The organism is Neobacillus mesonae (assembly GCF_023715155.1).
Classification (GTDB): Bacteria; Bacillota; Bacilli; order Bacillales; family Cytobacillaceae; genus Neobacillus; species Neobacillus mesonae_A.
In genome coordinates, this window is sequence record NZ_JAMBNQ010000033.1 from 36,709 (window position 1) to 57,748 (window position 21,040).

Below are 21,040 nucleotides of genomic sequence, written 5' to 3' on the forward strand. Positions count from 1 at the left end.
TAATCCTCCGATAAAAAGACTTATTTTCCTTATTTTTCCCCGATGTTCCCCCAAGTATGTATATAGCTATTACACTCCTCTTCCCAACGCTAGAAAGTTGGTATCGACTGCTAAATAAGTTGGTATCCAAATGGCAAAGGAAGCGGGAAGTGCAGCGGGCAGTCTAATATGTAATCAATGGTTTTTCAATCAAAAATCAATTAAAATTCGGGGCGGATCCAGTAGGACTTCGTCCCTTTTTCTTTTGTCCAAAAAAAGGGTTTATAGCGTGTTCAGTTGTTTTTCGGATTGTTTTCTATACACCTCGTAAGAACACGGAATAGAAGAAGGGAGAGATGTAATAAAGAGGTTTTTCAGTCTTTTTTCATTTTCCCCTTTCAGGGTCAGTTTTCTAACGTATGGGTAGGCCACTTTAGTATAAAGTAGCCTATTTCTTGCGTCTTAACAGTGATTATAGTCAATGAATTTCTTATAATGTTAGGTTCCACACTATATATGTTTTTACAGTCTATTAAACATGAATAAGGCTTTTCATTCACCATTCTTTACGCTATAATTTAATGTAGCGAACAATTGTTTGGAAGGTTGGAATCAATATGAATTGCTTTAGTACACAAAAATATAAATCATTTTTTATAAAACTCGTGTCCTGAAAAGGATGCGGGTTTTTTTGTTTTTTTGCCTACCGACAAGTTGACAGTTTTTCTCTTAAACGTTTAAATCATCAATTCCGAAGCGAATTATTCGAAGTAATTTAGATTAGTAACCTAGTTAAACAATTGTAGGCAATTAAAACATTAAAAAGGGGTGGCAAATGTGTCGAAAGATAGAAAGGTTTCTAGTGAATTTGCCAAAATGATGGAACAGTATCGGATTAAAAAGGGGATTTCTTTAAATAAACTTGCAGCCGAATGTGGGGTCTCGCCTGCTTATCTATCAAGGATAAAAACTGGAAAAAGAAATGCCCCTTCAGTTCCGATTGCAATGACTGTTGCAAGGGAGCTTGACATCCCCGCAGAGCAAATACTGACAATGTTGGGAGTGAATGAGGAAGTAAAGGAGCTATTTGATTTATTGTCCGATAATGAATTTACGTTTAGGGGACAATTGGTTGAATCTAATGTCAAAGAGGCCATCATAGGCATTTTAAGGGGTGTTTTACCTTACATTATGAGAGAGGATGCTAAAAATGAGTAAACAAGGTTCAAAAAAGGAAACAATTTTTACTCTCTATCTTAAAGAGAATCCCGAAGTCATTCAAAAAATAATTGGAATCCAGATTGAGAAAATGAGAATGGAGTACAATAACGGTTCCCAAAGGGTTGATTTACATGGAGTAAACAAGGAAAGTAAAATTGATATTTTTGTAGAGTGCCAGATTACAACCGCCGATGAGGATCACTTTTTAAAAACAAAAGATTTAATTAATAATACGGCCGACGGGTATGTAATTTGGATTGCATCTAAGTTCCGAAAGAATTCTTTTATAGAGGAAATAAAGGAACTACTTCGGAATAGCCCGAGAAAGTATATTAATTTTTTCGCTGTTGAGGTAGACCCAGAAGTTATTGAGCGTATTAAGTTGCTCAATAGGCAATATGAATTGGATGTTTTGAAAAACTTGGATATCATTCACCAGATTAAACAGCCATTAAAATTAGTCGATTACTACTTTCAAATGCCGCCAACTCATATTGGTAAAGCATATATTGGGGAAGCACAATATGACTTTGACCGGGAGGATGACGTAAAAGATTATATGCTAGATCAACTGTGTGAACTAATGCCTTATTACTTAAACTTCCATAGCTCTAAAAAGCATTCACAAAATAGCAAAGTAATGCAAATTGGGGCAGGGTTGGATGAAGTTATGTACCATTGTTCAGTACATGATGTGAGAAACCGAGCATTTGTGGAAATCCGTTTTGGGCCTAGTAAAGAAGATTGGTTTCATGCTTTTGTAAATAAAGCAGAGTCTATGAGAAGAGAAATACATCCCTTGATTCATTTCAACGATAATAAGCGAAGCATAGGCTTTTACGCCACAGCTAACCCAAATGATATTCCGAGAACTGTTAGCATTTTGGTGGAAGTCTTTGAGAAATTTATTAATTATTTCTCACAATTTACCTATGGAAAGAAAGGGATAAAGGATTCAGCTTAAACAGAATGGAGTAGACTATGTTCTCTGAAAATCCGTATTTGACTAAGCGAAAGAAAGTAAACTTTTAGGAGAGATGAACAAATGACAAATGATGATATTAAAGTGCTGCTTAACAATCAACTAAAATCAATAGAAAAAATAATAAATGAAGGTTTTGAAAAACTGAACGAAAGGATGGCTGCACTGGAAGCGGGGTTCGAATGTAATCAGGAACGATTCGACGTTCTCGAAGAACATGTCGTTTCACTTGTAGAAGACATGAATGAAATTAAAAAGAAATACAGTGGTTTGGAAAATGCAGTCTTGGAACATAATGGGAAAATTGCTGGGCAGTAAGGATGGAGGGCTATTATAGTGGATTCTTCAACTTTTAGAATAGTTAATATCTATGCTCAATCAGATGTTAATGCAGAGAGTATTATCGTGGGATCAAGAGCAGGGTTAGAAATACTGAAACAGGCTTTGGAGTTGGCACTAGAATATGAAGAGAGCAGTTGCCGTGTAGCACCAAATGATTTGGAAACTTACGAAATTAAAGTTCTCATCAATAACGAGCCAGTGGATTCTCTTTTCTGGAGTAAGATGAAATTACCTTATAGTGAACTGGACGATCGCAACAAAGAAACTGAAAGTCCCCATGACTATCTCGATTATGGAGTTAGAAATTCAGAAGATTTACAAAGGGTAGAACCCTTAATGAAAGACTATAAAAGAATCAGTGAAAAGATACAAATCCAATATTTTGTTGGGCAGAAAAAAGATATGTATCATTCGGATCATAGAAGTTAATTTAGTAGTCAAAAACAATATCAATTTAGGCTGGATCAAGTAGTTGGTCTAGTCTTTTTCTTTGTTAAATATGCTTGTAATCACTTGTTCAATATGTGTTCCTGAATTGTTAGGAAACAAACGAAATAGGAGACTTTGTTATAAGATAAATGTGTATACACTTTCCCTATAATCGAATGGTGATTTTAGTTGTTAATTGTAACATTTTTTCTTTAATGGATTCTCAATAAATCAACACTTGTTCAATAAAATGTTAACACTTTTAGGGTAAGCAAATAATGTTAAAAACATCTTTTCTATTCTCTTTTATTCCTCAATTTCTACTTCCCCTCAATATAGTCCGAACCAAGTAGTTCTTTTATTTCCTCTTCGGTAGAATCACTTTCTCTTTTCATTTTAAGATATTCAAATTCCTCTTTTGGTACCAAGTATTTTCCTGGCTGTCCATCCAATTCTTTTCCAGAAAGGTATCCTTGTTCAATCCAACATATTACTTTTTCAACCGCTACTTCATAAAAATCGGCTACTAATTGTGGAGATACAAATAACACATCCGCATTGGTATCTTCCCCTTGGTTCTTTCTATCAATTTGCTGAAGGATTTCTTCTGACTTTTTATCCTGTTTTCTTGTAGTGATGAAAGCATCTTCAGGTATCATCCAATCTCCGTTCTCTGCTAGGTAGGCACCTCGAAACCTTTCCTTCTCACACATTTTTTGAATGGTGTAAGGGTGTAACCCTAACTTTTTTGCCACTTCATTGATTGTTAAACAATACATATTTTCACCTATCCTTTCTTTGTTGTGTAAAATTATGTAAATTTATTACATTGATTATCGCATTAATCTAAATTATAATTCAATATAATAAAATGAAAAGCAGGGAATATTATGAATCAAAAAATCTTCATTCAAAATAGATTTCAATATATTAATGAGCTCACATTCTAACTAATGGATGTGAGCTTTTTTATTGCCAAAAGGCAAAAAAGAGCAGCAGTAAAAAAGTTTGAACAATATTGATAACTCATTATTAATGCTTAAAGAAGGAGGGATTCGTATGTGGCTACTAATCGTTTCAGTTTTGGCTATCGTTATTACCATTTCATTGGGTGCAGTTGCTTCAACAATTATTTGGAAGTCAAAAATGCGGAAGTAAAACTTTAAATGTTTGATATTTATTCAGAAGGAAGGTTTTCTAACTGTAATGAGGTTTACCAAATTAGCAGGTCATCATAATTTGATTGTCCCAAAGTTAATAGGAGAGATAGAATATGGAAATAAACGGAGGAAGAGCAGGATTTAATTATGTGAGTTTTACCGGGGGAAAGTCTCAGGTATTAGCCCGGTTTAAGGATGGGAAAATCACAACTGAAACAAGAATGAATAGGGATGATAACAAAATAGCCATCATTCTTTCGAAGATCCCTTTTATTCGTTCTTTTTTGATGCTATTTCAAGTTTTAATTGAATTTTGGAAACGTTTTTTGCTAGTGATAATAGTCTTTTTTCTAGTGAAGTTTTTATTATTGATTGAAGGATCAAACTCTGATTTCTCATATACCATCCCAATTAACACCTTAGAGCTTTTATCCATTTTATTAATTATAGTTAGTCTAATTATAAAAATAAGTCCCGTGGCAAAGTATCATGCGGCAGAGCATAAGGCCTTTTCAGCATATGAGAAAGGTCTGAATTTAACGTTAGAAAACGTAAGCAAGCAGCCAAGGACGCATCGGAAGTGTGGCACGAATTTGGTAGCATCCTATTTCATCTGCTTCTCTATATTATTTATGGTATTTGGCGACTCCATTTGGTTGTATCTAGTGGCATGGAGCATTGGATTCGAAATTTGGCGAAATGAGCCAAAAATAATTTGGTGTTCAATAATAATAATTGGTAGAGCTGCACAATATCTTCTTTTTACTTCAAAGCCTCAAGACAAGCATTTATTTGTTGCAATAGAGGCACTTAAAAGATTAGAAGAGAAGGAATTAGCAAATGAAGATTAAATTCTATTAAATTCTTAAACATGGAAAAATATTTAGAGTTCACACTCGGAGGAGGTAGTGCGGGGATGAATGGTAAGAAAAGAGATCCGGGGAGAATCGGATGGGTTATGAGTTTGCTTCAAGAAATATGGGAATCAAATCCCGATATGCGTTTCTTTCAGTTAATAGATTCAATTCAACATGAATATTCATCCGGAAATGGCGGATTTGGAAAGCGGGTAGGGTTGAGATGAATTCTAAGAAATATGAGAGCCCCCTTGCATATATAGACCTTTTTTACCTGGAAGACAAAGAATTAGAGGTATTCTTACAGAATTATATTAATTAGTATGGAAATAGGGAGTGAAGCTAAATGAACAAAGAAAAGGGAAATGAGGTCCCACCTCTCTTATATGTATTTCCTCAAAGGAAACCACACGAAGATGTAATCATTGTTTCTAATAAGACAGCTCTACTCCGATTGAAGGGTACCATTGAGGATGCTCTTGAAAATGGTGAAGGAGATTGTACGGGCGTTTTCTCCGACTTTGAGACATATGATATTAAAATAATTCTAAATGATGAGCAATATGATTCAGGGTTCTGGCAAAGGTTGCAATTGCCATTTTTTGAAGTTGCCGAAAGTGAAGAGGGAGGAGTTTTGTCAGTTGAAGATATTATTGGATTCGATATAAAAAACTCAGTAGATTTAAGAAAGACCCAACCAGTTATGGAGCAATATCTAAAACATAGTCAAGAAATGACGAAAAAGATGAAGAAGATTGCAAAAAAGAATAGGCAAAGGGATTCCCAAATGGATTATATAAAGATATTAAACTCTAATGATTTGCTGATGCTCGATGAATACTTGAATAATCACAATGTTAATGAAAAAGTAAATTGTGAAAGTCTCATTTACTGGGCGGTATTTAATAACAAGTTACCTTTTGTTAAAAGATTACTTGAGCTGGGAGTTGATCCTAATCAAAGGGATGCTCTCGGTAGGTCATTATTAGAAATCGGCTCTTATTTCGGCTTCTATGAGGTATGCAAGGCACTCCTTGAAAAGGGAGCGAGGATTGATGAAGATTGCTTCCGAAGAGCCGAAAATGGTTGGGATGGGAACAGGCAGAGTGAAATAATTGAATTGTTACATGAGTGGCAAAAAGATAAATGAATCCCCTGATACTTAATTCAGCGGGTTTACTTGTGGGGTGCAAAATGCAAATTCTCTTGAGAATTTACAATTAAAAATCACATAAAATTCGTATTTAAAAACGCAAGCCAAATTACTGGCTTGCGTTTTTGTTTTTAATTTCTAATGATTCGTGTTTCTTCAGCAGTAACATCACCAAGACCATCGCAATACTCCTTACCATCATATAATTCAGGCATTATTTCCCCATCATCGTAGGCCTCTATTGCTTTTTCTATCGCTTCTTCCTCACTACTTGCTTCAATTTCAATCATCGTACTGAATTGCACTCTAACAACTACATCATATGTTTTTTTCATTTTAATTCCCCCTTTTAATTTCGCAATTTAGGTCTTTTGTTAGCATTTGTGATTTAACTTGTTGGCCTTCTGAAGTAATCCCGTTAACTTTAGACTCAGGTGATTTCTTTGGTTGATAGGATCTGATGAAATCCAGAAGACATTTGCTGTAGATTTCTCTAAGGCGAATGTGTGAGAATCTACTAGAATACAAGTCAGAGAACTCTTTATAAATGTCCTCGTTTACCTGAATGGTTCTAGTGATAGTTTTACTGCTAGGATCATAGATTTCAGGATCTAATATCAGTTGAGTTTCATGTTCATGCAAAAGCCCCTTTAACTCTTCAAGATGTTCAGCAATAAACTTCAATGATTCCTCCACATTGTTCTCGTTAGAACCTGATTGGAGATATTTCTTGTACTCCTCAATTGGCATTATTCGATCGTACTGTTTGCTAGTTTTGTTGTACTGATAAGATGCGTTATCTCTCATGATTTTTGAGAAAGTAGATTCGGACAAGCCTAACTTAGAAGCCACATTCTTTAAATGGTCCTTCTCCTGTTCCTTGAGCATCTTATTTGCTACCTCTACTTTTTCTAGTGCGGATAAATTCATGAATTCTTGTGTATCCATAATGATTCCCCCTTTAATTTTTCGTACCTTTTATACTAGATTTCTCTTAAAAAATTATTCCATTTTAATAGAAAAAATTTGTCCTATTAAGTAGTAATTATTTTTTGTGCAAGTGCTTAGTATATAAGGTCTTATGACAAATCAGGAACTGGTCGAGGTATCAGTGAATACATAGGAGGAGAAGCAATGGAACAACAAGGAAATCAGGACGTTCTTGATATGATTGAAAATCACTTTGGTGAATTTGTTGAGCAGCTAAAAAAGCAAAGGGGATATAGTCTGAAGGATATATCTGACAAGACTAATCTGTCACCAAGCTACATTTACAGATTAATCAAAAATTTTAGAGGCGGGGAATTGACTACAAAGCTGAACATACTAATAAACGGCTTTGGAATGGAAAATTTGGCTGAAGAATACATGAAGCAGGTTTTACAAAACAAAGAACAACTAAAAAAGATTACTGATTAGAGTAATTGAAAGGTGAGGCTACTGGTATATTTTTTGGTAGTCTCTTTTTTTAACTAATTAATTGACAGACAATTCAATGAAATACGATTACCGAAACATAAACCATTAATATATGTGTGAAAATAGATAAGATCCTGGCCTTCCTATAAGAAAAATTCACCTTGACTATGAACAATCAGGAAGTGAATTTAGATCGTATTGATGCCACAGATTATTTTAGGCATTTCAAAACTTGAATTTTTTGAAGTAAGGTACCCGTTCAGGCAATACTACGTGAATTTGATTTGAAGTTTGAGTTCCTATGTAAAAAGTGGAATATACAGTAATAGATATATAAAGCCTATATTTAGACCGTTTGGAGCACATTATGGCACACAAATATTCAATAAAATTAAATTAAATCTTATATAGTCTGTTTTAAGGCCGTTTCGAGTACAACAAAAAAATATAAAGGTGTTAAGTAAATAGAGGTCCGTATATTTGTTATTTCTAATTAGAAAATCAGGATTACTGAAACATAAACAATGAGGTATATATTGGAAACAATTAAGAATGAAACTAACTTTTGATAACTTCATTCACAATTGAATATGTCTGCCTAACCCGTGGTTTGGGATAATACGTTAAACCCTCAAACGCCGATGTCCACAGCGTTATGACGCTCCTTAGATGAGTATTTTTTATTTCAGACCGAGAAATTGTTTTACCTATCCTGGGACAGCTTTGCTGTTAGGGGTTAACTGGAAATCGTGATGGTAACGATAGGCTGTAATAGCAGACTAGATGCCATTGAATAGTTGGGGAAATACGAAAGTTATAACTCTATCATGTTTATGGTCATAGCAAAGCAATCAACTAAAGATGTATTGGCTCTTGAATGAGAAGAACCTGTTCTTATATGTGATGACTAACACTGTATAGAGGTAGGTTTAGACATTGTTCCATAAGGATGCCAGAAATAGGAATAAAATTGCTTATCAGCCCACATTTTGCGATAATTAAAAGGATAAGTAGTGAACATTTACTATTATTTATGGATAGATTAAAGGGATAGTATTTTTGAATTAATAGAAGTTTGTGTATGAACATCACAAGAGAGTTGCGGAAAAATAGGAGGAGAACAAATGCAAGAGAAAGTAACACAGGAACATATTAACAGAATATTATGGCAAGCAGCCGATTCGTTTAGGGGCAAGATAGACTCCAGTACATACAAGGATTATATCCTTACAATGCTGTTTATTAAGTACCTTAGTGATTCGTATAAGGAGAAGGTAGAGCAATATATAGAGCGGTATAACGGTGATGAGCAGCGTGTTCAACGAGCTTTGTCGAGGGAACGATTTGTTTTAGATGAACTGTCAACATTTGATTATTTATATAGTAAAAGAAATGATCCGGAAATTGGTGAAATCATCAATAAAGCGTTGGAACGAATTGAAAATGAGAATACAGGAAAACTTCGAGGTGTATTCCGTAATATCGACTTCAATAGCGAATCTATTCTTGGAAAGGCAAAAGAAAGAAATGCTATTCTACGTTCTTTGTTAGAGGATTTCAATCAGCTATCTTTAAGGCCATCACAAATTGGAGATGAAGATGTTGTAGGGAATGCTTATCAGTATATGATTGGACAATTCGCCTCAGATGCTGGAAAAAAGGGCGGGGAGTTCTATACACCTGCGGAAGTATCCGAACTTTTGGCACGTCTGGTAAAACCTAAAGAAAATGATCGTGTATACGATCCGACATGTGGATCAGGCTCCTTATTGATTAAAGTTGCGAATCAGGTTCCCAATAAAAAAATAGCAATCTATGGACAAGAACGAAATGGGGCGACGCATTCATTGGCTCTCATGAATATGTATTTACATGGTATTGATGATGCAACAATTGAATGGGGCGATACGTTAGCTAATCCATTACTTTTAGAAGACGGCAAATTAATGAAGCACTCGGTAATAGTTGCAAATCCACCCTTCAGCCTTGATAAATGGGCCATGGGATTTGCGGGTGAAGGGAACACAGATAAGAAATTTAAAATGGAGGCAAGTCTTGATCCATTCCGCAGATTTGAATGGGGTGTTCCACCAAGTTCCAAAGGTGATTATGCCTTCGTGCAGCATATGCTCTATTCATTGGCAGAAAATGGACGTATGGCTACCATTCTTCCACATGGGGTTTTATTCCGTGGAGCAAGTGAAGGACAAATTCGTAAGCAGATTTTAGAGATGAACCTGTTGGATGCTGTAATTGGCTTACCAGAAGGGTTATTCTATGGTACTGGGATTCCTGCATGTATTATGGTGTTTAAAAAAGACCGTAAGAGAAAAGATATTCTATTCATTGATGCGTCAGGAGAAGAACATTATGAGAAAGGGAAAAGTCAGAACAAGTTACGAGAGGAAGATATAGAGGATATTGTTTCTACATATGAGAAATGGGATACCAAAGGAAAATTCTCGCATGTGGCGACATTTGACGAGATAAAAGAAAACGATTTTAACTTAAATATTCCTCGTTATGTTGATACATTTGAAGAAGAAGAACCAGTGGATATGGACGAAGTGAAGAACAATATGGAAAATATTAAAAATGATCTTCAAGAAGTGGAAAAACAGATGGAAAAGTATTTGAAAGAGCTTGGATTGTAGGTGGTGAGATTGATGAGGTTGACTCCAAAAGATAAGTTTTATACATCGAGGGAAGGAAATGCACCTCAAGGTTACGTTAAAACAAGCGAGGGCATATTTCCTGCTGATTGGAAAATTGCTCAGCTTCAAGAAGTAGTAAGAGTCTTTAGAGGTGCAAGTCCAAGACCCAAAGGTGATCCAAGATATTATGGAGGGGAAATACCAAGGGTATTAATAGAAGATGTAACCCGAGATGGTAAATTTGTATACCCTTCTATAGATAGCTTAACAGAAGAAGGAGCAAAAAAAAGTAGATTACTTCCAAAAGATTCGGTAATTTTAAGTTGTTCGGGTACACGAGTTGCAATACCAGGAATTTTGGGTGAATCTGCATGTATTCATGACGGATTCTTCGGATTTGATGATTATAAAGAATTACTACCCGAATATCTGTATTACTACTTTTGGTTGTTACACGATAAGATGCAATCCTCCGCAACTAAAGGAGGAGTTTTCAACAATCTAACTACTCAGATAATGAAAGAGATGTATATACAATTTCCAGACGTAACGGAACAAGAAAGAATTATTGAAATAATTAATACCTGGGACATAAGCATTGAGCTAAAAGAAAAATATATTGAGCAGAAAAAAGAGCAAAAAAAAGGTTTAATACAAAAGTTGTTGATGGGTGAAGTGAGATTGCCTGGTTTTAATGGGGCTTGGAAAGAGATAAGATTAGGAGATTACTTGAATAAACACGATGAGAAATCTATAACAAATAATCAATACCCTGTATTAACTTCATCAAGGAAAGGGATCTTTTTACAAAAAGAATATTATTCAGGTAATGAAGTAGCAAGTAAAAATAATACCGGATACAATGTTGTACCATATGGTTATTTTACTTATAGACATATGAGTGATGATTTAACTTTTAAGTTCAATATTAACAACATTGTAGATAAAGGGATTGTAAGTACCCTATACCCCGTGTTTACAACAAAAAAGGGCCTGAGTAGTCGTTTTCTATTGTTAAAGTTAAATGAGGGTATTGAATTTAAAAGGTTTGCCCTCATGCAAAAACAGGGTGGATCAAGAACTTATATGTATTTTTCAAAGTTGGAGGAAATAAAATTAAAAGTTCCTTCGATAGAAGAGCAAAATAAAATTGAGGGGTTATTCACAACTTTAGATAGGAATATTGAACTATTGGAGAGGGAACTTAATTCCTTGAAAGAGCAAAAGAAAGGCCTTATGCAACAACTTCTAACAGGCAAAGTCCGAGTAGGGGTGTAATACTTAATACCTTATCTTTTATCCTGGAAACGGAGGTGTAAATATGGAAACAGAAGAGATTTACGGTGAACGAATAAGTAGTCAGATCCCTGCAGTCGAATTACTTCAGAAAACAGGTTATCAAAAACTTCAGTCAGAGGAAGCTAATCATTTACGAGGAAATTTGCATAATGTTCTCCTAAATGATGTGTTAGTTGAAAAGCTACATTCAATGAACTCCTATGAGTATAAAGGAAAAACATATAAATTCAGTGATACCAATATTCAACAAGCAATTCGTGATTTGGATGAACCTTTGTCAAATGGACTTGTAAAAACAAATGAATCTATTTTTGAAACTTTAATGAATGGTAGAACATATACTGAATTTCTACCTGATGGTTCTAAAAAATCCTTTACTATTCAGTTTATTGATTGGAATAATATTGAAAACAACATATTTCATGTTGTAGAAGAATTTGAGGTAGAGCGGATGGATGGTCGTGGAACTGTCCGTCCAGATATAGTGCTGTTTGTGAATGGTATTCCTTTTGCAGTAATTGAATGTAAAAAAGCATCCATATCCATGGAACAAGGAATCAGTCAAATGATTCGGAATCAAGGTAAAGACTATATTCCGCAATTGTTTAAGTATGCCCAAATAGTGATGTCCACGAATAAAAATGAAACAAAATATGCGACCTGTAATACCCCTAAAAAGTTTTGGTCAGTTTGGAAGGAAGAAAAGGAAGAGTGGTTAAATGCCTGGTTAAGTAAAGCCTTAGAAATAAGATTACCGACCACTCAAGATAAAAATATAATTTCATTATTTCATCCAGAACGTTTATTAGAAATCACCCAATTTTTCATTGTATTTGATAAAGATGTTAAAAAGGTTGCCCGTTATCAGCAATACTTTGCAATCAAAGAAATCATTAAAACTATTGAAGAGAAAGATGAAAATGGGAACCGCCAAAGTGGTGTCATTTGGCATACACAAGGTTCAGGTAAATCACTAACAATGGTAATGCTTGCAAAATATATTCTTTCTGAATTGTGGGAGCATAATCCCAAGGTAGTAGTGGTTACGGATCGTGTTGAATTAGATAAACAGATTCATAAAACCTTTCGTCATACAAGATTAAAGGCCAACAGGGCTACATCAGGCAATCACTTAGTAGATTTAATTAACAATAATAATGCAGATATTATTACGACATTGGTTCATAAGTTTGATACAGCATCGTCAAAGCAAAATCCTATAGAATCAAGAGACATCTTTGTCCTTGTTGACGAGTCGCACCGAACCCAGTACGGAGAGCTTCACATCAAAATGAAAAAGGTTTTTCCTAACGCATGTTACTTGGGCTTTACAGGAACGCCTTTAATGAAAAAAGAAAAGAACACAATGATCAAGTTTGGTAAGCTCATTCATACTTACACGATTGCTGATGGTGTAAGGGACAAAGCGATTGTTCCTCTACTTTACGAGGGCAAGATGGTGGATCAGTCTGTTAATCAGAAAGCGATTGATAATAGACTTGAGATGATTACTAGACACCTTAACGACAAACAGAAGGAAGCAGTCATGAATAAATGGAGCCAATTTGAGAGAATAGCTTCTTCTAATCAACGTTTAAGCATGATTGCATTTGATATAAATGAGCATTTCTTAACTAACTATAAGACTCAAGGTAGTCGATTTAAAGCAATGCTGGCCACAAATAGTAAAATTGAGGGAATACGGTATTTAGAGGCATTTGAAGAACTAGGTGATTTGAATTGTGCTGTTGTTATTTCTCCACCAGATCAACGAGAAGGGCATGAAGTAGTTGATATGGAGTCAAAAGATAAAGTACAACGATTTTGGAAGCGGATGATGAATCGGTATGAAACACCTGAAGGATATGAAGATGCCATTAAAGATGAATTTGTAAATGGAAACGATTTTGACTTACTAATTGTTGTAGACAAGCTGCTAACGGGTTTTGATGCACCTAGGGCAACTGTGCTTTATATTGATAAACCAATGAGAGAACATACACTCCTGCAAGCCATTGCAAGGGTTAATCGCCTTTATGAAGGAAAAGAATATGGGTTTATTATTGACTATCGGGGTCTTTTGGAGAAGCTAGACCAGGCGATGCAAATGTATTCAGGCTCTGGGTTAGAAAACTTCGATCCGAAAGATTTGGATGGAGCTATCTATGATGTTATCAGTATTATTGGTTCATTAAGACAGTACCATTCGGACCTTTTACAAATTTTTGTACCAGTAAGGAACAAACAGGATTTGGAAGAGTACGAGGTCTGGTTAGAGGATGAAGAGCGAAGGGAAACATTTTATGGTGTTTTAAGTAACTTCGGAAGAAACTTGGGAATCGCATTGGAATCTGAGAAAATCTATAATGCACTTCCATCAGAAGAATTGAATAAGTACAAGCAGAATCTGAAGTTTTTTCAGGAGCTTAGAAAAAATGTTAAATATCGTTATTCGGATACCATTGATCATAAAGAATATGAAGCTAAAATGCAGATGTTGATGGATCACTATATTTCAGCAGAGGAAGTAATCCGAGTTACAAACCCTGTAGATATATTAAATGAAAAGGCATTCGAGGAAGAATTAGAAAGGCTGGAATCTAAAAGGGCAAAGGCTGATGCTATTCGAACTCGTTTAACAAAAAGTGTTAGAGCTAAATGGGATGAAAATCCTGCCTATTATAAGAGGTTCTCGGAACGGATTCAAGAGGCAATTCGAGAATATAAAGATAAACGCATTTCGGAAGCAGAATACCTTAACAAAATGAAAGACATCATGAAGGATTATCGAAAGGGAGAACCAGCCGAAGATTATCCGGAAGTAATTAAAGAAAACCGAAATGCTCAAGCCTTTTATGGAGTAACGAAAGAATTGATGGCACAAATAAAGGAAAGCCATTCATCATATGGTTCAGATTCTATCGGTGATTTAGCGTTAAGGATGGATGCAGTAGTTAAAGAACACCAGAAGGTTGATTGGCATAATAATCTTGAAATTCATAACCGTATTGCACAAGACCTAGACGATCTACTCTTTGACTTTTCTAATAAATATCAAATCGACTTAGATTTTGATACAATTGATAAGATTATTGAGCAGATAAAAACCATTGCTCTTAGACGCTATTAAGGGTGGTGAACAACATGGAAAAACATCAAATACAATACGCCAATAAGACAATAGATTTTGCAATTCAACGAAAAAATGTGAAGAATGTTAACCTCAATATTAAGCCAGATATGACAATAGAGGTTTCTGCAAACGAAAAGGTCCCCCTTACTTATATATATGATTTTGTAAAGGGTAAAGGATCGTGGATACTAAAACATGTGAAGCATTTCGAAGACGTTCAGCCAATTTACCAAAGCAAAAGAGAATACGTAAGCGGTGAATCTTTTAAATATCTAGGTAAACAATATCGGCTGCGTGTTCAGCAGGTAGAAGATGATGAAGTAGTAAAGTATTTTCGGGGCTTTATTTATTTGATGGTAAAGGAAACAAACAACTACAGCCGAAAAGAACAATTAATGGATAATTGGTATCGGGAAAAGGCTATTAAAGTGTTTAATGAATCCATGAATAAACTATCACCATTGGTAGAGAAATATGGTATTGAAAAACCAACTCTTGCCCTTCGTATGATGAAAGCTCGCTGGGGGTCAGCGTTAACAGATAAAAACATCATTCAACTAAATACTGAACTAATAAAGGCACCGAAGCATTGTATTGATTACGTAATCTTACATGAATTAATCCATTTTAAATACAATGATCACAGTGAAAAGTTCTATAACATGCTTTATACTCTTATGCCTGATTGGGAGAAGAGAAAGAGGATTTTGGATGAAGAGATAGTAAAAGAAATGTAAAGAGACAGTTTCCTTATCAGGGGCTGTCTTTTTATTTATTAATGAGTTAGGAGAATCGGTTGCTGCTGGTTCTTTTTTATTTGCCACCCCTAAAAGGTGGGTGGTGGGGTCTTATTTACGAAAAGTATGCAGAGTTCAAAGCAAATCTACCAAACAGTGACGAAAAATGGTGTCTGTATTTAATACAAAACCTCAAAAGTTGACACTGTTAGGTTTATACTTAGCCGAATGTTATAGATAAAAAACCCCAGGATTTTAGGGGTTGGTTGCTCAAACCATGCTCGAACACAGAATTCAGTAAATAGCGTTATAATCTTTTCAAAACATATCTATCATAAAGTATCAAATGAAAGGGAAGTGATAGATATGAAAAAAACAAATAAGTCTTACCATGAAGAATTTTACGCAAAGAAGGCTGTTGAACTTAACGTAAAGTCAACAAAAGAGGCAAAACAAATTTATGAGGGTTTGAAGCATTACGCTAGATTAACAGAAAAATATGGGCTAAACCAGGTTCAACATTGGCACAGCGTTATACAAGGAATAAGTAATTCCTCAATTGGGAGTGATAAATAATGAGTCAAGCACCCCAAACTAAATCCTCACAAACTCCTCAATTTCCTCAAACCGATCTACTGATCACTCCATACACTCACGGATACAAAACAAAACCATCAAAAATTGATGCAGCAAAAATGCAAAACTACTTCAAATCTGTAAATATCGGAAACAAAACAGAGTTTAGGCATATGGATGAATATGAATTTGCCCATAATATCCTAGAAACTGGTACACCACATCTTGTGGTAAACTATTTTGATTCACCGAATAAAAGGGATGAAGTAAAAGGCCTTATGTCAAATATTATTGAATACGACATAGATGACATAAAGCATTTATCCTATGAAAGAAAAAAGGAGCTAGAAAAGAAGTTGTTTAAAAACTTCTATATGGTTCAAAGATCATTCTCAAGTAGTGATGATTTCAGCGATCCCCGATACCACGTATATGAACGGGTCATTCCATTAGAAAACTGTTCGTATGAGCATTGGGCTTATGCGTACAAGAGAAGAATGGAGTATTGGGAACAAGAACTAGGGATTTCCTTTGACCAAAGCCAGCATTTGCTAAAGCTAATTTATGCCTCTGGTAAAAAGGTCCACATTAACAAGAACCAAAAACCGACAAATCTCCAACCTTATGTTGATGAATTCTTCGAAGAAAAGAAAAAGATGGGAACGAAAAAAGGAAAAGTTGGTGATAAACAGGTCGCAAGGAAATTAGCCGACAATCGGTTCAATAATCATTATCAAACAGTGGGAGTTAACTATGATGCTATCGTTAAGGCTCTTGAAGAATTGCCACTTATTGATGATTACGAAATGTGGTTTAATCTCTTGCAGACATTCTATAGCATGATGCTTGAGGGGCTAATTGATAGAAATCAAGCATACGAGCTATGTGAAATCATTGATGATGGCAACGGGGGATTCCATGAGGAATTCAGTAAGATTGAGAGGTATGGATACGCTGAAAGGACAATGGGAAGTTTCATTTATGATTTGCACACGTTTGGTATTGACACAAAAGGAATTTTTCAACTAAGTGAGAAACATGAAATAAGAATTGATAAGGAATGGGAGATTGAAGACTATCTTTCAAACAATGTTCAGGTTTGTGAAGAAATAAAGGATTTGGTACTGAATAATCATGGAAAACGTATTTTGTTTATTGGGGATACCGGAATTGGAAAATCAAAATTCATTTTGGATGCACTTGATGAATTTAATGAGAGATTACAGTCTTTCAAAAAGACCAACAGAAGTATCGGTAGTTTATCTTACTCGATCATGTCAATTCCAAGGAGAAACCTAATTAACAATCTAAAGGAAAACTTTTCAACGGAAAAATCAGCCGTCTTAACGGGTTCCGATGAAATGATTAAGGGACAACGAAAAAGCGTGATTGCTACTAATGATAAGTTCCTTACAACACCTGATCATGCACATGTAATTCTTGACATGAAGCTGGTAGAGGGGGAAAGAGTGAGCCGAAGTGGTTATAATGCAGCGACGTTAGAAGTTTTGAAACACCATCGCATCATGATCCTCGATGAATGCCATATGTTAGCTAATGACTCTACGTTTAAGTCCGATACCATCGAAAGGTATTTGGCGGAAGAAGAAGAACATATGAAAAATGGCGGTGTAGTCTTACACATGACAGCCACCCCCGAGAGTCTAACCATTGAAGGTGTTTATGATTTGGTTATCAAGGTTACACAAAAGAATCGCAAAACCCCTTTTTGTCAGGCTGGATATAAAGTCCTGTCCGGAAAAGGTACCAATGAAGTTGATTCAATGATGCTAAAGCTAATTAGAGAAGCAATCAAAAAAAATCCAACGAGAAAACTTCTGGTATTCATTGAAAATAAAAAGTTGATCGAGGACTATAAAAAGGACCTGGAAAAGAGGGGAATTAAAGCGGTTGGCGTTTATTCCAAAAAAGAGAAAGCTAGGAGTGAAGAAGAGCTGTCCATTATCGAATCAGGGATTATTCCAGAGGATGTTCAAGTTATCCTTGGAACAACAGCGATGAGTGCTGGAATTAGCATTGTATCAGGATTCAATGAACAGGCTGAAACATGGGTGTACTGTAGTAGTTCCAGTATGAATCATGAATTTACACGTTTGGTGCAGATGTCCAATCGTTTCAGAGTAAGTAAGGAAGTAGAGTCGTATGAGGCTTTCAAGATTTTCTTCCAAGAAAGTTCATCAGATAAACAAGGTAATGTTTTCCGATACCATGCCTATGTGGAAGAGCAGAAAAGGAAGGCTGAAAACTCCAAGAAATACATTGAAATGTTACGGGGTGAGGATGTTCCTGTTATCGGTGATTTGGATGAAATAGAACGCAACTGCGGGGTATATTCGGATAATGATGGTAGTATACGTATCAATTACCCAGCAATTGAATCTGAGGGAATTATGATAAAAACGTACAACAATTACAATAATTATCGTTCCCTCATTAAAGAATTGGAGGCTAAATTCAAGTGCCAGTTTACGGATTCGAATGAATCCGTAACGGTGAACAAAAATGAATTACTGAAAAACAATAAAATCAAAGGCGATTCTAAAAGCATCATTAAGCAATTAGCCTCCAATGAGAGCTACTTCAATCAATTAAAGGAAGAATATATGGCAGGGAGAAAAGATGGAGAACTTGAACTTGTTCGCAATATCTTAAAGGGTGGAAGTAAAAAGGACTTGAATTACTTTCTTGAAACAGAACATGATTATGAAGTGGTTAGCAAAGTGTTTCAAACCCATCAAAAGCCATCACAGTCCAAAACATATTGCTATATTGATGACCTAAAAGCCATTGAGGAGATTAAGGATATTAGAGGAAGAAAAAAAGTAACCTTACAAGTTCAGTTGGTGGAAGTGTTAGATGAAGTATTCAAGAAAAGTAAAAAAAGACTTACGTTTGAGCTCAGTGATGAAGTGAGTGATTTCTTGAAAAAATGTCTTGGTAGAAAACTCAAAGAAAAAGGACTTGAACTGGATGCCAGCCGATTCAAGCCCCAAACTTTTAAAAAGCTCCTTAACATCGAAGTTAGACCATCAAATGGTAAGAAGTTCTATACATTACTTGGTTTCAAGGATGAACAGTATATAACAATCACTTATGGTCTGCAAACCATGAATGAAATTAAGGAAGTTGCATAGCGGCTTCCTTTTTCTTTTTGCACAATGCTACATCCTATTACTAGAAGATGATAATTATTACCAATGATTTAATAACAGATCAAATGTAGGGTAGAGCATAAGAATTTTGATTTAAAAAATCCCGCAAAGTATGATATTAATACACGAGCAATGAAAACCTCATTTTCTTCATTTCTCCCTCCAATTATTCTAATTCTCACATTTGTAGGATGCCAATATGGACACTAAAAAAAGGTCAGTGAGAATTAATTTCCTAGTTAAACAAGACTAAGACATGGTCAAACCTAAGAAAATGTTAAATGCGGAGAAAAGGTAATAAAATAGAGTTAGCAATGAAGAAAATTAGAAAGCTAAAGACGTTGCTGTTTCAAAAAATAGAAAAGGAGAAATTGAAATATGAAAAGTAATGTTGAATCAAAAAATAATCAAACAAATCAAAAGGAGAGTGATAAGATGACGCTAACGGAAAAAATGCAACATCTTCAAATTCAATCGCAGATTGCGTTACAGCATGATCCAATCGTAAAAAACTTAAATGAGCACTCGCAAGATGTTGGATACTTTATGGAAATGAATGGGGAATTAACGAGAGGGCACTTTGTTTATGAATCAGAGGAATTCTCTAGCAGCAACACCGTTAAAAGTAGGCAAATCTTTATCACAAAAGATGGTAGATTTCTATGCTTTAGCACAACAAAGGAAATCTATTTCTGTCAAAAATGTAATGAAGAGCATTACAAGTTACATCGTAACATCTCCGAAAAACAATATTTTAGTTTAAGAGAATTGTTTGTAGTGTACAATACGCTTTCTCGTAAACTAAATCAAAAACCTCTATTCAATAATCCACCAAAGTTAAACGAATGACTTCAACTAATCCAGACACCACATTTTTCCTGACTACAGGAACCTTCAAATTATTGAAAATCCAGTAAAAAGTGAGTAAGAAATCAAGAAGGAAAGTCGTGAAATAAATTATCAAACAAAACAATTTTAGGAGGATTCAACATGGGAACACAAGCGTCTTTTATCAAATTTAAGGACATGACAACAACGAAAAAAGAGTTAAGGAAGTATCAAAAAAGAGACAAAAGTGATGATGTAGTTGACATTGTGGCTTTAGAAAAGGTTAAAAAGGATATTTTCCCGTTTAAAGAAGGTGAAGTAGTTGCAGTTGTTGCAGGAGAACGTTGGATTCAAAGGGAAAATAAAGAGTTGTGTAAAGAGCTAGGTTTAAAAAATATTGTTGAAGTAGTTTTTGTCGATAACCCCTACTATTGGGATTTGGCAATTGAGGAGAATAAAAGCATTGATGATATTCTTGGTGAGCACTTTGAAAAGCTCTCGGATGAGGAATGTAAGGAATTTCTGAAATAAAGTTATTTCTTATTCTAAACAGAACTCAATTGATCACCTCATGCAACCATTCTGTTATAGGAAAGTCCTGGAGGAACTACAATGAAATAAAAAATTAATTGAAAGGAAGAGATAAATGAATCAAGTGGTAAAAGAAATTCAGGACAGTTACAGACTGTTTAGAGAAGAAAGCAATTTTAGCATCATGGATATTGGTGAGAAATTAAAGGAATTAGCGGATCAAGGACTTATCTGGACAATTAAGGAAATGAGAGACATCTCAGAACATGAACTGATTCTCACTAAACACTACCTGAAAAGTCATTTTGAGAATCAAATTTATGACAACCTCAAAAACATCCCACAAATGAACTCTACTTTAAAAGACCCCAACATTAACCCTAATCAAACTTCCCAAACACACACATCCCGATAGGAGGAGATAAAAATGAAGGCAAAAGGTAAGCCCGTATTCAAACAACGCATATAAAACGGCAGCATCTCCTGGTACAATCAAGGTATTAATTTAAAGGAGGTGCTTTTCATATGCCGCAACAAAAGCTAACCATCGTCCCCGTTACATTACAT

Annotated in this window: 20 protein-coding genes; 17 read left to right on the top strand and 3 right to left on the bottom strand. The window is 35.1% G+C overall.

The annotated features are described in order from the left end of the window. The first annotated feature begins 816 nt into the window (after positions 1 to 816). From M3183_RS20575 to M3183_RS20590, 4 genes are all read left to right on the top strand, one after another. The gene (locus M3183_RS20575; RefSeq protein ID WP_251472564.1) at positions 817 to 1,197 is read left to right on the top strand and encodes a helix-turn-helix domain-containing protein; all 381 of its coding nucleotides are present in this window, start codon (positions 817 to 819) and stop codon (positions 1,195 to 1,197) included. Beyond that, positions 1,190 to 2,164 (top strand): hypothetical protein, encoded by a 975-nt coding sequence (locus M3183_RS20580; protein ID WP_251472565.1) that lies wholly within the window; start codon positions 1,190 to 1,192, stop codon positions 2,162 to 2,164. Before M3183_RS20575 ends, M3183_RS20580 begins: the two co-directional genes overlap by 8 nt. Before the next feature lie 81 nt (positions 2,165 to 2,245). Next, positions 2,246 to 2,500, top strand: coding sequence for a hypothetical protein (locus M3183_RS20585; protein WP_251472566.1), 255 nt, complete (start codon positions 2,246 to 2,248; stop codon positions 2,498 to 2,500). Between the two features lie 18 nt (positions 2,501 to 2,518). Beyond that, on the top strand, positions 2,519 to 2,953 hold the full coding sequence (locus M3183_RS20590; RefSeq protein ID WP_251472568.1) for a hypothetical protein: 435 nt from the start codon (positions 2,519 to 2,521) through the stop codon (positions 2,951 to 2,953). A gap of 320 nt (positions 2,954 to 3,273) precedes the next feature. Here the strand turns inward: M3183_RS20590 and M3183_RS20595 are convergent, their stop codons facing one another. After that, on the bottom strand, positions 3,274 to 3,732 hold the full coding sequence (locus M3183_RS20595) for a helix-turn-helix domain-containing protein (RefSeq protein ID WP_251472570.1): 459 nt from the start codon (positions 3,730 to 3,732) through the stop codon (positions 3,274 to 3,276). A 494-nt stretch (positions 3,733 to 4,226) separates the two neighbouring features. Here M3183_RS20595 and M3183_RS20600 point away from each other — a divergent pair, with 494 nt between their 5' ends. The 3 genes from M3183_RS20600 to M3183_RS20610 all read left to right on the top strand — a co-directional run bounded on the left by M3183_RS20600 (position 4,227) and on the right by M3183_RS20610 (position 6,120). Further along, positions 4,227 to 4,964, top strand: a complete 738-nt coding sequence (locus tag M3183_RS20600) for a DUF1385 domain-containing protein (RefSeq protein WP_251472572.1) — start codon at positions 4,227 to 4,229, stop codon at positions 4,962 to 4,964. A 65-nt stretch (positions 4,965 to 5,029) separates the two neighbouring features. Next, the gene (locus M3183_RS20605; RefSeq protein ID WP_251472573.1) at positions 5,030 to 5,197 is read left to right on the top strand and encodes a hypothetical protein; all 168 of its coding nucleotides are present in this window, start codon (positions 5,030 to 5,032) and stop codon (positions 5,195 to 5,197) included. A gap of 119 nt (positions 5,198 to 5,316) precedes the next feature. Beyond that, positions 5,317 to 6,120, top strand: coding sequence for an ankyrin repeat domain-containing protein (locus M3183_RS20610; protein WP_251472574.1), 804 nt, complete (start codon positions 5,317 to 5,319; stop codon positions 6,118 to 6,120). Between the two features lie 134 nt (positions 6,121 to 6,254). Here the strand turns inward: M3183_RS20610 and M3183_RS20615 are convergent, their stop codons facing one another. Beyond that, positions 6,255 to 6,458, bottom strand: coding sequence for a hypothetical protein (locus M3183_RS20615; protein ID WP_251472575.1), 204 nt, complete (start codon positions 6,456 to 6,458; stop codon positions 6,255 to 6,257). Between the two features lies 1 nt (position 6,459). After that, positions 6,460 to 7,071 (bottom strand): hypothetical protein, encoded by a 612-nt coding sequence (locus M3183_RS20620; protein WP_251472576.1) that lies wholly within the window; start codon positions 7,069 to 7,071, stop codon positions 6,460 to 6,462. 186 nt (positions 7,072 to 7,257) lie between these two features. On the opposite strand from M3183_RS20620, the gene M3183_RS20625 reads away from it, so the two are divergent. The 10 genes from M3183_RS20625 (at position 7,258) to M3183_RS20670 (ending at position 20,888) form a co-directional block, all read left to right on the top strand. Then, positions 7,258 to 7,542 carry a helix-turn-helix domain-containing protein gene (locus M3183_RS20625; protein WP_251472577.1) on the top strand — a complete coding sequence of 95 codons (285 nt, stop codon included), beginning with the start codon at positions 7,258 to 7,260 and terminating at the stop codon, positions 7,540 to 7,542. Positions 7,543 to 8,666: 1,124 nt separating this feature from the next. Beyond that, positions 8,667 to 10,196, top strand: coding sequence for a type I restriction-modification system subunit M (locus M3183_RS20630; protein ID WP_251472578.1), 1,530 nt, complete (start codon positions 8,667 to 8,669; stop codon positions 10,194 to 10,196). A 12-nt stretch (positions 10,197 to 10,208) separates the two neighbouring features. After that, on the top strand, positions 10,209 to 11,474 hold the full coding sequence (locus M3183_RS20635; protein ID WP_251472580.1) for a restriction endonuclease subunit S: 1,266 nt from the start codon (positions 10,209 to 10,211) through the stop codon (positions 11,472 to 11,474). A gap of 43 nt (positions 11,475 to 11,517) precedes the next feature. Further along, entirely contained in the window at positions 11,518 to 14,625 is a 3,108-nt protein-coding gene (locus M3183_RS20640; protein WP_251472581.1) for a type I restriction endonuclease subunit R, read from the top strand. A gap of 14 nt (positions 14,626 to 14,639) precedes the next feature. Beyond that, the gene (locus M3183_RS20645) at positions 14,640 to 15,365 is read left to right on the top strand and encodes a M48 family metallopeptidase (RefSeq protein WP_251472583.1); all 726 of its coding nucleotides are present in this window, start codon (positions 14,640 to 14,642) and stop codon (positions 15,363 to 15,365) included. A 366-nt stretch (positions 15,366 to 15,731) separates the two neighbouring features. Next, positions 15,732 to 15,941 (top strand): hypothetical protein, encoded by a 210-nt coding sequence (locus tag M3183_RS20650; RefSeq protein WP_251472585.1) that lies wholly within the window; start codon positions 15,732 to 15,734, stop codon positions 15,939 to 15,941. Then, a complete protein-coding gene (locus M3183_RS20655; protein ID WP_251472586.1) occupies positions 15,941 to 19,096 on the top strand; it encodes a DEAD/DEAH box helicase family protein in 3,156 nt (1,051 codons plus the stop codon). Before M3183_RS20650 ends, M3183_RS20655 begins: the two co-directional genes overlap by 1 nt. 396 nt (positions 19,097 to 19,492) lie before the next feature. Beyond that, on the top strand, positions 19,493 to 19,963 hold the full coding sequence (locus M3183_RS20660) for a hypothetical protein (protein ID WP_251472588.1): 471 nt from the start codon (positions 19,493 to 19,495) through the stop codon (positions 19,961 to 19,963). A gap of 141 nt (positions 19,964 to 20,104) precedes the next feature. Then, positions 20,105 to 20,473 (top strand): hypothetical protein, encoded by a 369-nt coding sequence (locus M3183_RS20665; protein ID WP_251472589.1) that lies wholly within the window; start codon positions 20,105 to 20,107, stop codon positions 20,471 to 20,473. A 115-nt stretch (positions 20,474 to 20,588) separates the two neighbouring features. Then, entirely contained in the window at positions 20,589 to 20,888 is a 300-nt protein-coding gene (locus tag M3183_RS20670; protein ID WP_251472590.1) for a hypothetical protein, read from the top strand. The last annotated feature ends 152 nt before the right edge of the window (positions 20,889 to 21,040 follow it).

Coding starts and splice junctions, on each gene's coding strand:
- M3183_RS20615 (WP_251472575.1), bottom strand. CDS start 6,458: ATGAAAAAAACATATGATGTAGTTGTTAGAGTGCAATTCAGTACGATG.
- M3183_RS20660 (WP_251472588.1), top strand. CDS start 19,493: ATGAAAAGTAATGTTGAATCAAAAAATAATCAAACAAATCAAAAGGAG.
- M3183_RS20625 (WP_251472577.1), top strand. CDS start 7,258: ATGGAACAACAAGGAAATCAGGACGTTCTTGATATGATTGAAAATCAC.
- M3183_RS20640 (WP_251472581.1), top strand. CDS start 11,518: ATGGAAACAGAAGAGATTTACGGTGAACGAATAAGTAGTCAGATCCCT.
- M3183_RS20580 (WP_251472565.1), top strand. CDS start 1,190: ATGAGTAAACAAGGTTCAAAAAAGGAAACAATTTTTACTCTCTATCTT.
- M3183_RS20600 (WP_251472572.1), top strand. CDS start 4,227: ATGGAAATAAACGGAGGAAGAGCAGGATTTAATTATGTGAGTTTTACC.
- M3183_RS20605 (WP_251472573.1), top strand. CDS start 5,030: ATGAATGGTAAGAAAAGAGATCCGGGGAGAATCGGATGGGTTATGAGT.
- M3183_RS20620 (WP_251472576.1), bottom strand. CDS start 7,071: ATGGATACACAAGAATTCATGAATTTATCCGCACTAGAAAAAGTAGAG.
- M3183_RS20665 (WP_251472589.1), top strand. CDS start 20,105: ATGGGAACACAAGCGTCTTTTATCAAATTTAAGGACATGACAACAACG.
- M3183_RS20610 (WP_251472574.1), top strand. CDS start 5,317: ATGAACAAAGAAAAGGGAAATGAGGTCCCACCTCTCTTATATGTATTT.
- M3183_RS20655 (WP_251472586.1), top strand. CDS start 15,941: ATGAGTCAAGCACCCCAAACTAAATCCTCACAAACTCCTCAATTTCCT.
- M3183_RS20650 (WP_251472585.1), top strand. CDS start 15,732: ATGAAAAAAACAAATAAGTCTTACCATGAAGAATTTTACGCAAAGAAG.
- M3183_RS20585 (WP_251472566.1), top strand. CDS start 2,246: ATGACAAATGATGATATTAAAGTGCTGCTTAACAATCAACTAAAATCA.
- M3183_RS20595 (WP_251472570.1), bottom strand. CDS start 3,732: ATGTATTGTTTAACAATCAATGAAGTGGCAAAAAAGTTAGGGTTACAC.
- M3183_RS20670 (WP_251472590.1), top strand. CDS start 20,589: ATGAATCAAGTGGTAAAAGAAATTCAGGACAGTTACAGACTGTTTAGA.
- M3183_RS20635 (WP_251472580.1), top strand. CDS start 10,209: ATGAGGTTGACTCCAAAAGATAAGTTTTATACATCGAGGGAAGGAAAT.
- M3183_RS20645 (WP_251472583.1), top strand. CDS start 14,640: ATGGAAAAACATCAAATACAATACGCCAATAAGACAATAGATTTTGCA.
- M3183_RS20630 (WP_251472578.1), top strand. CDS start 8,667: ATGCAAGAGAAAGTAACACAGGAACATATTAACAGAATATTATGGCAA.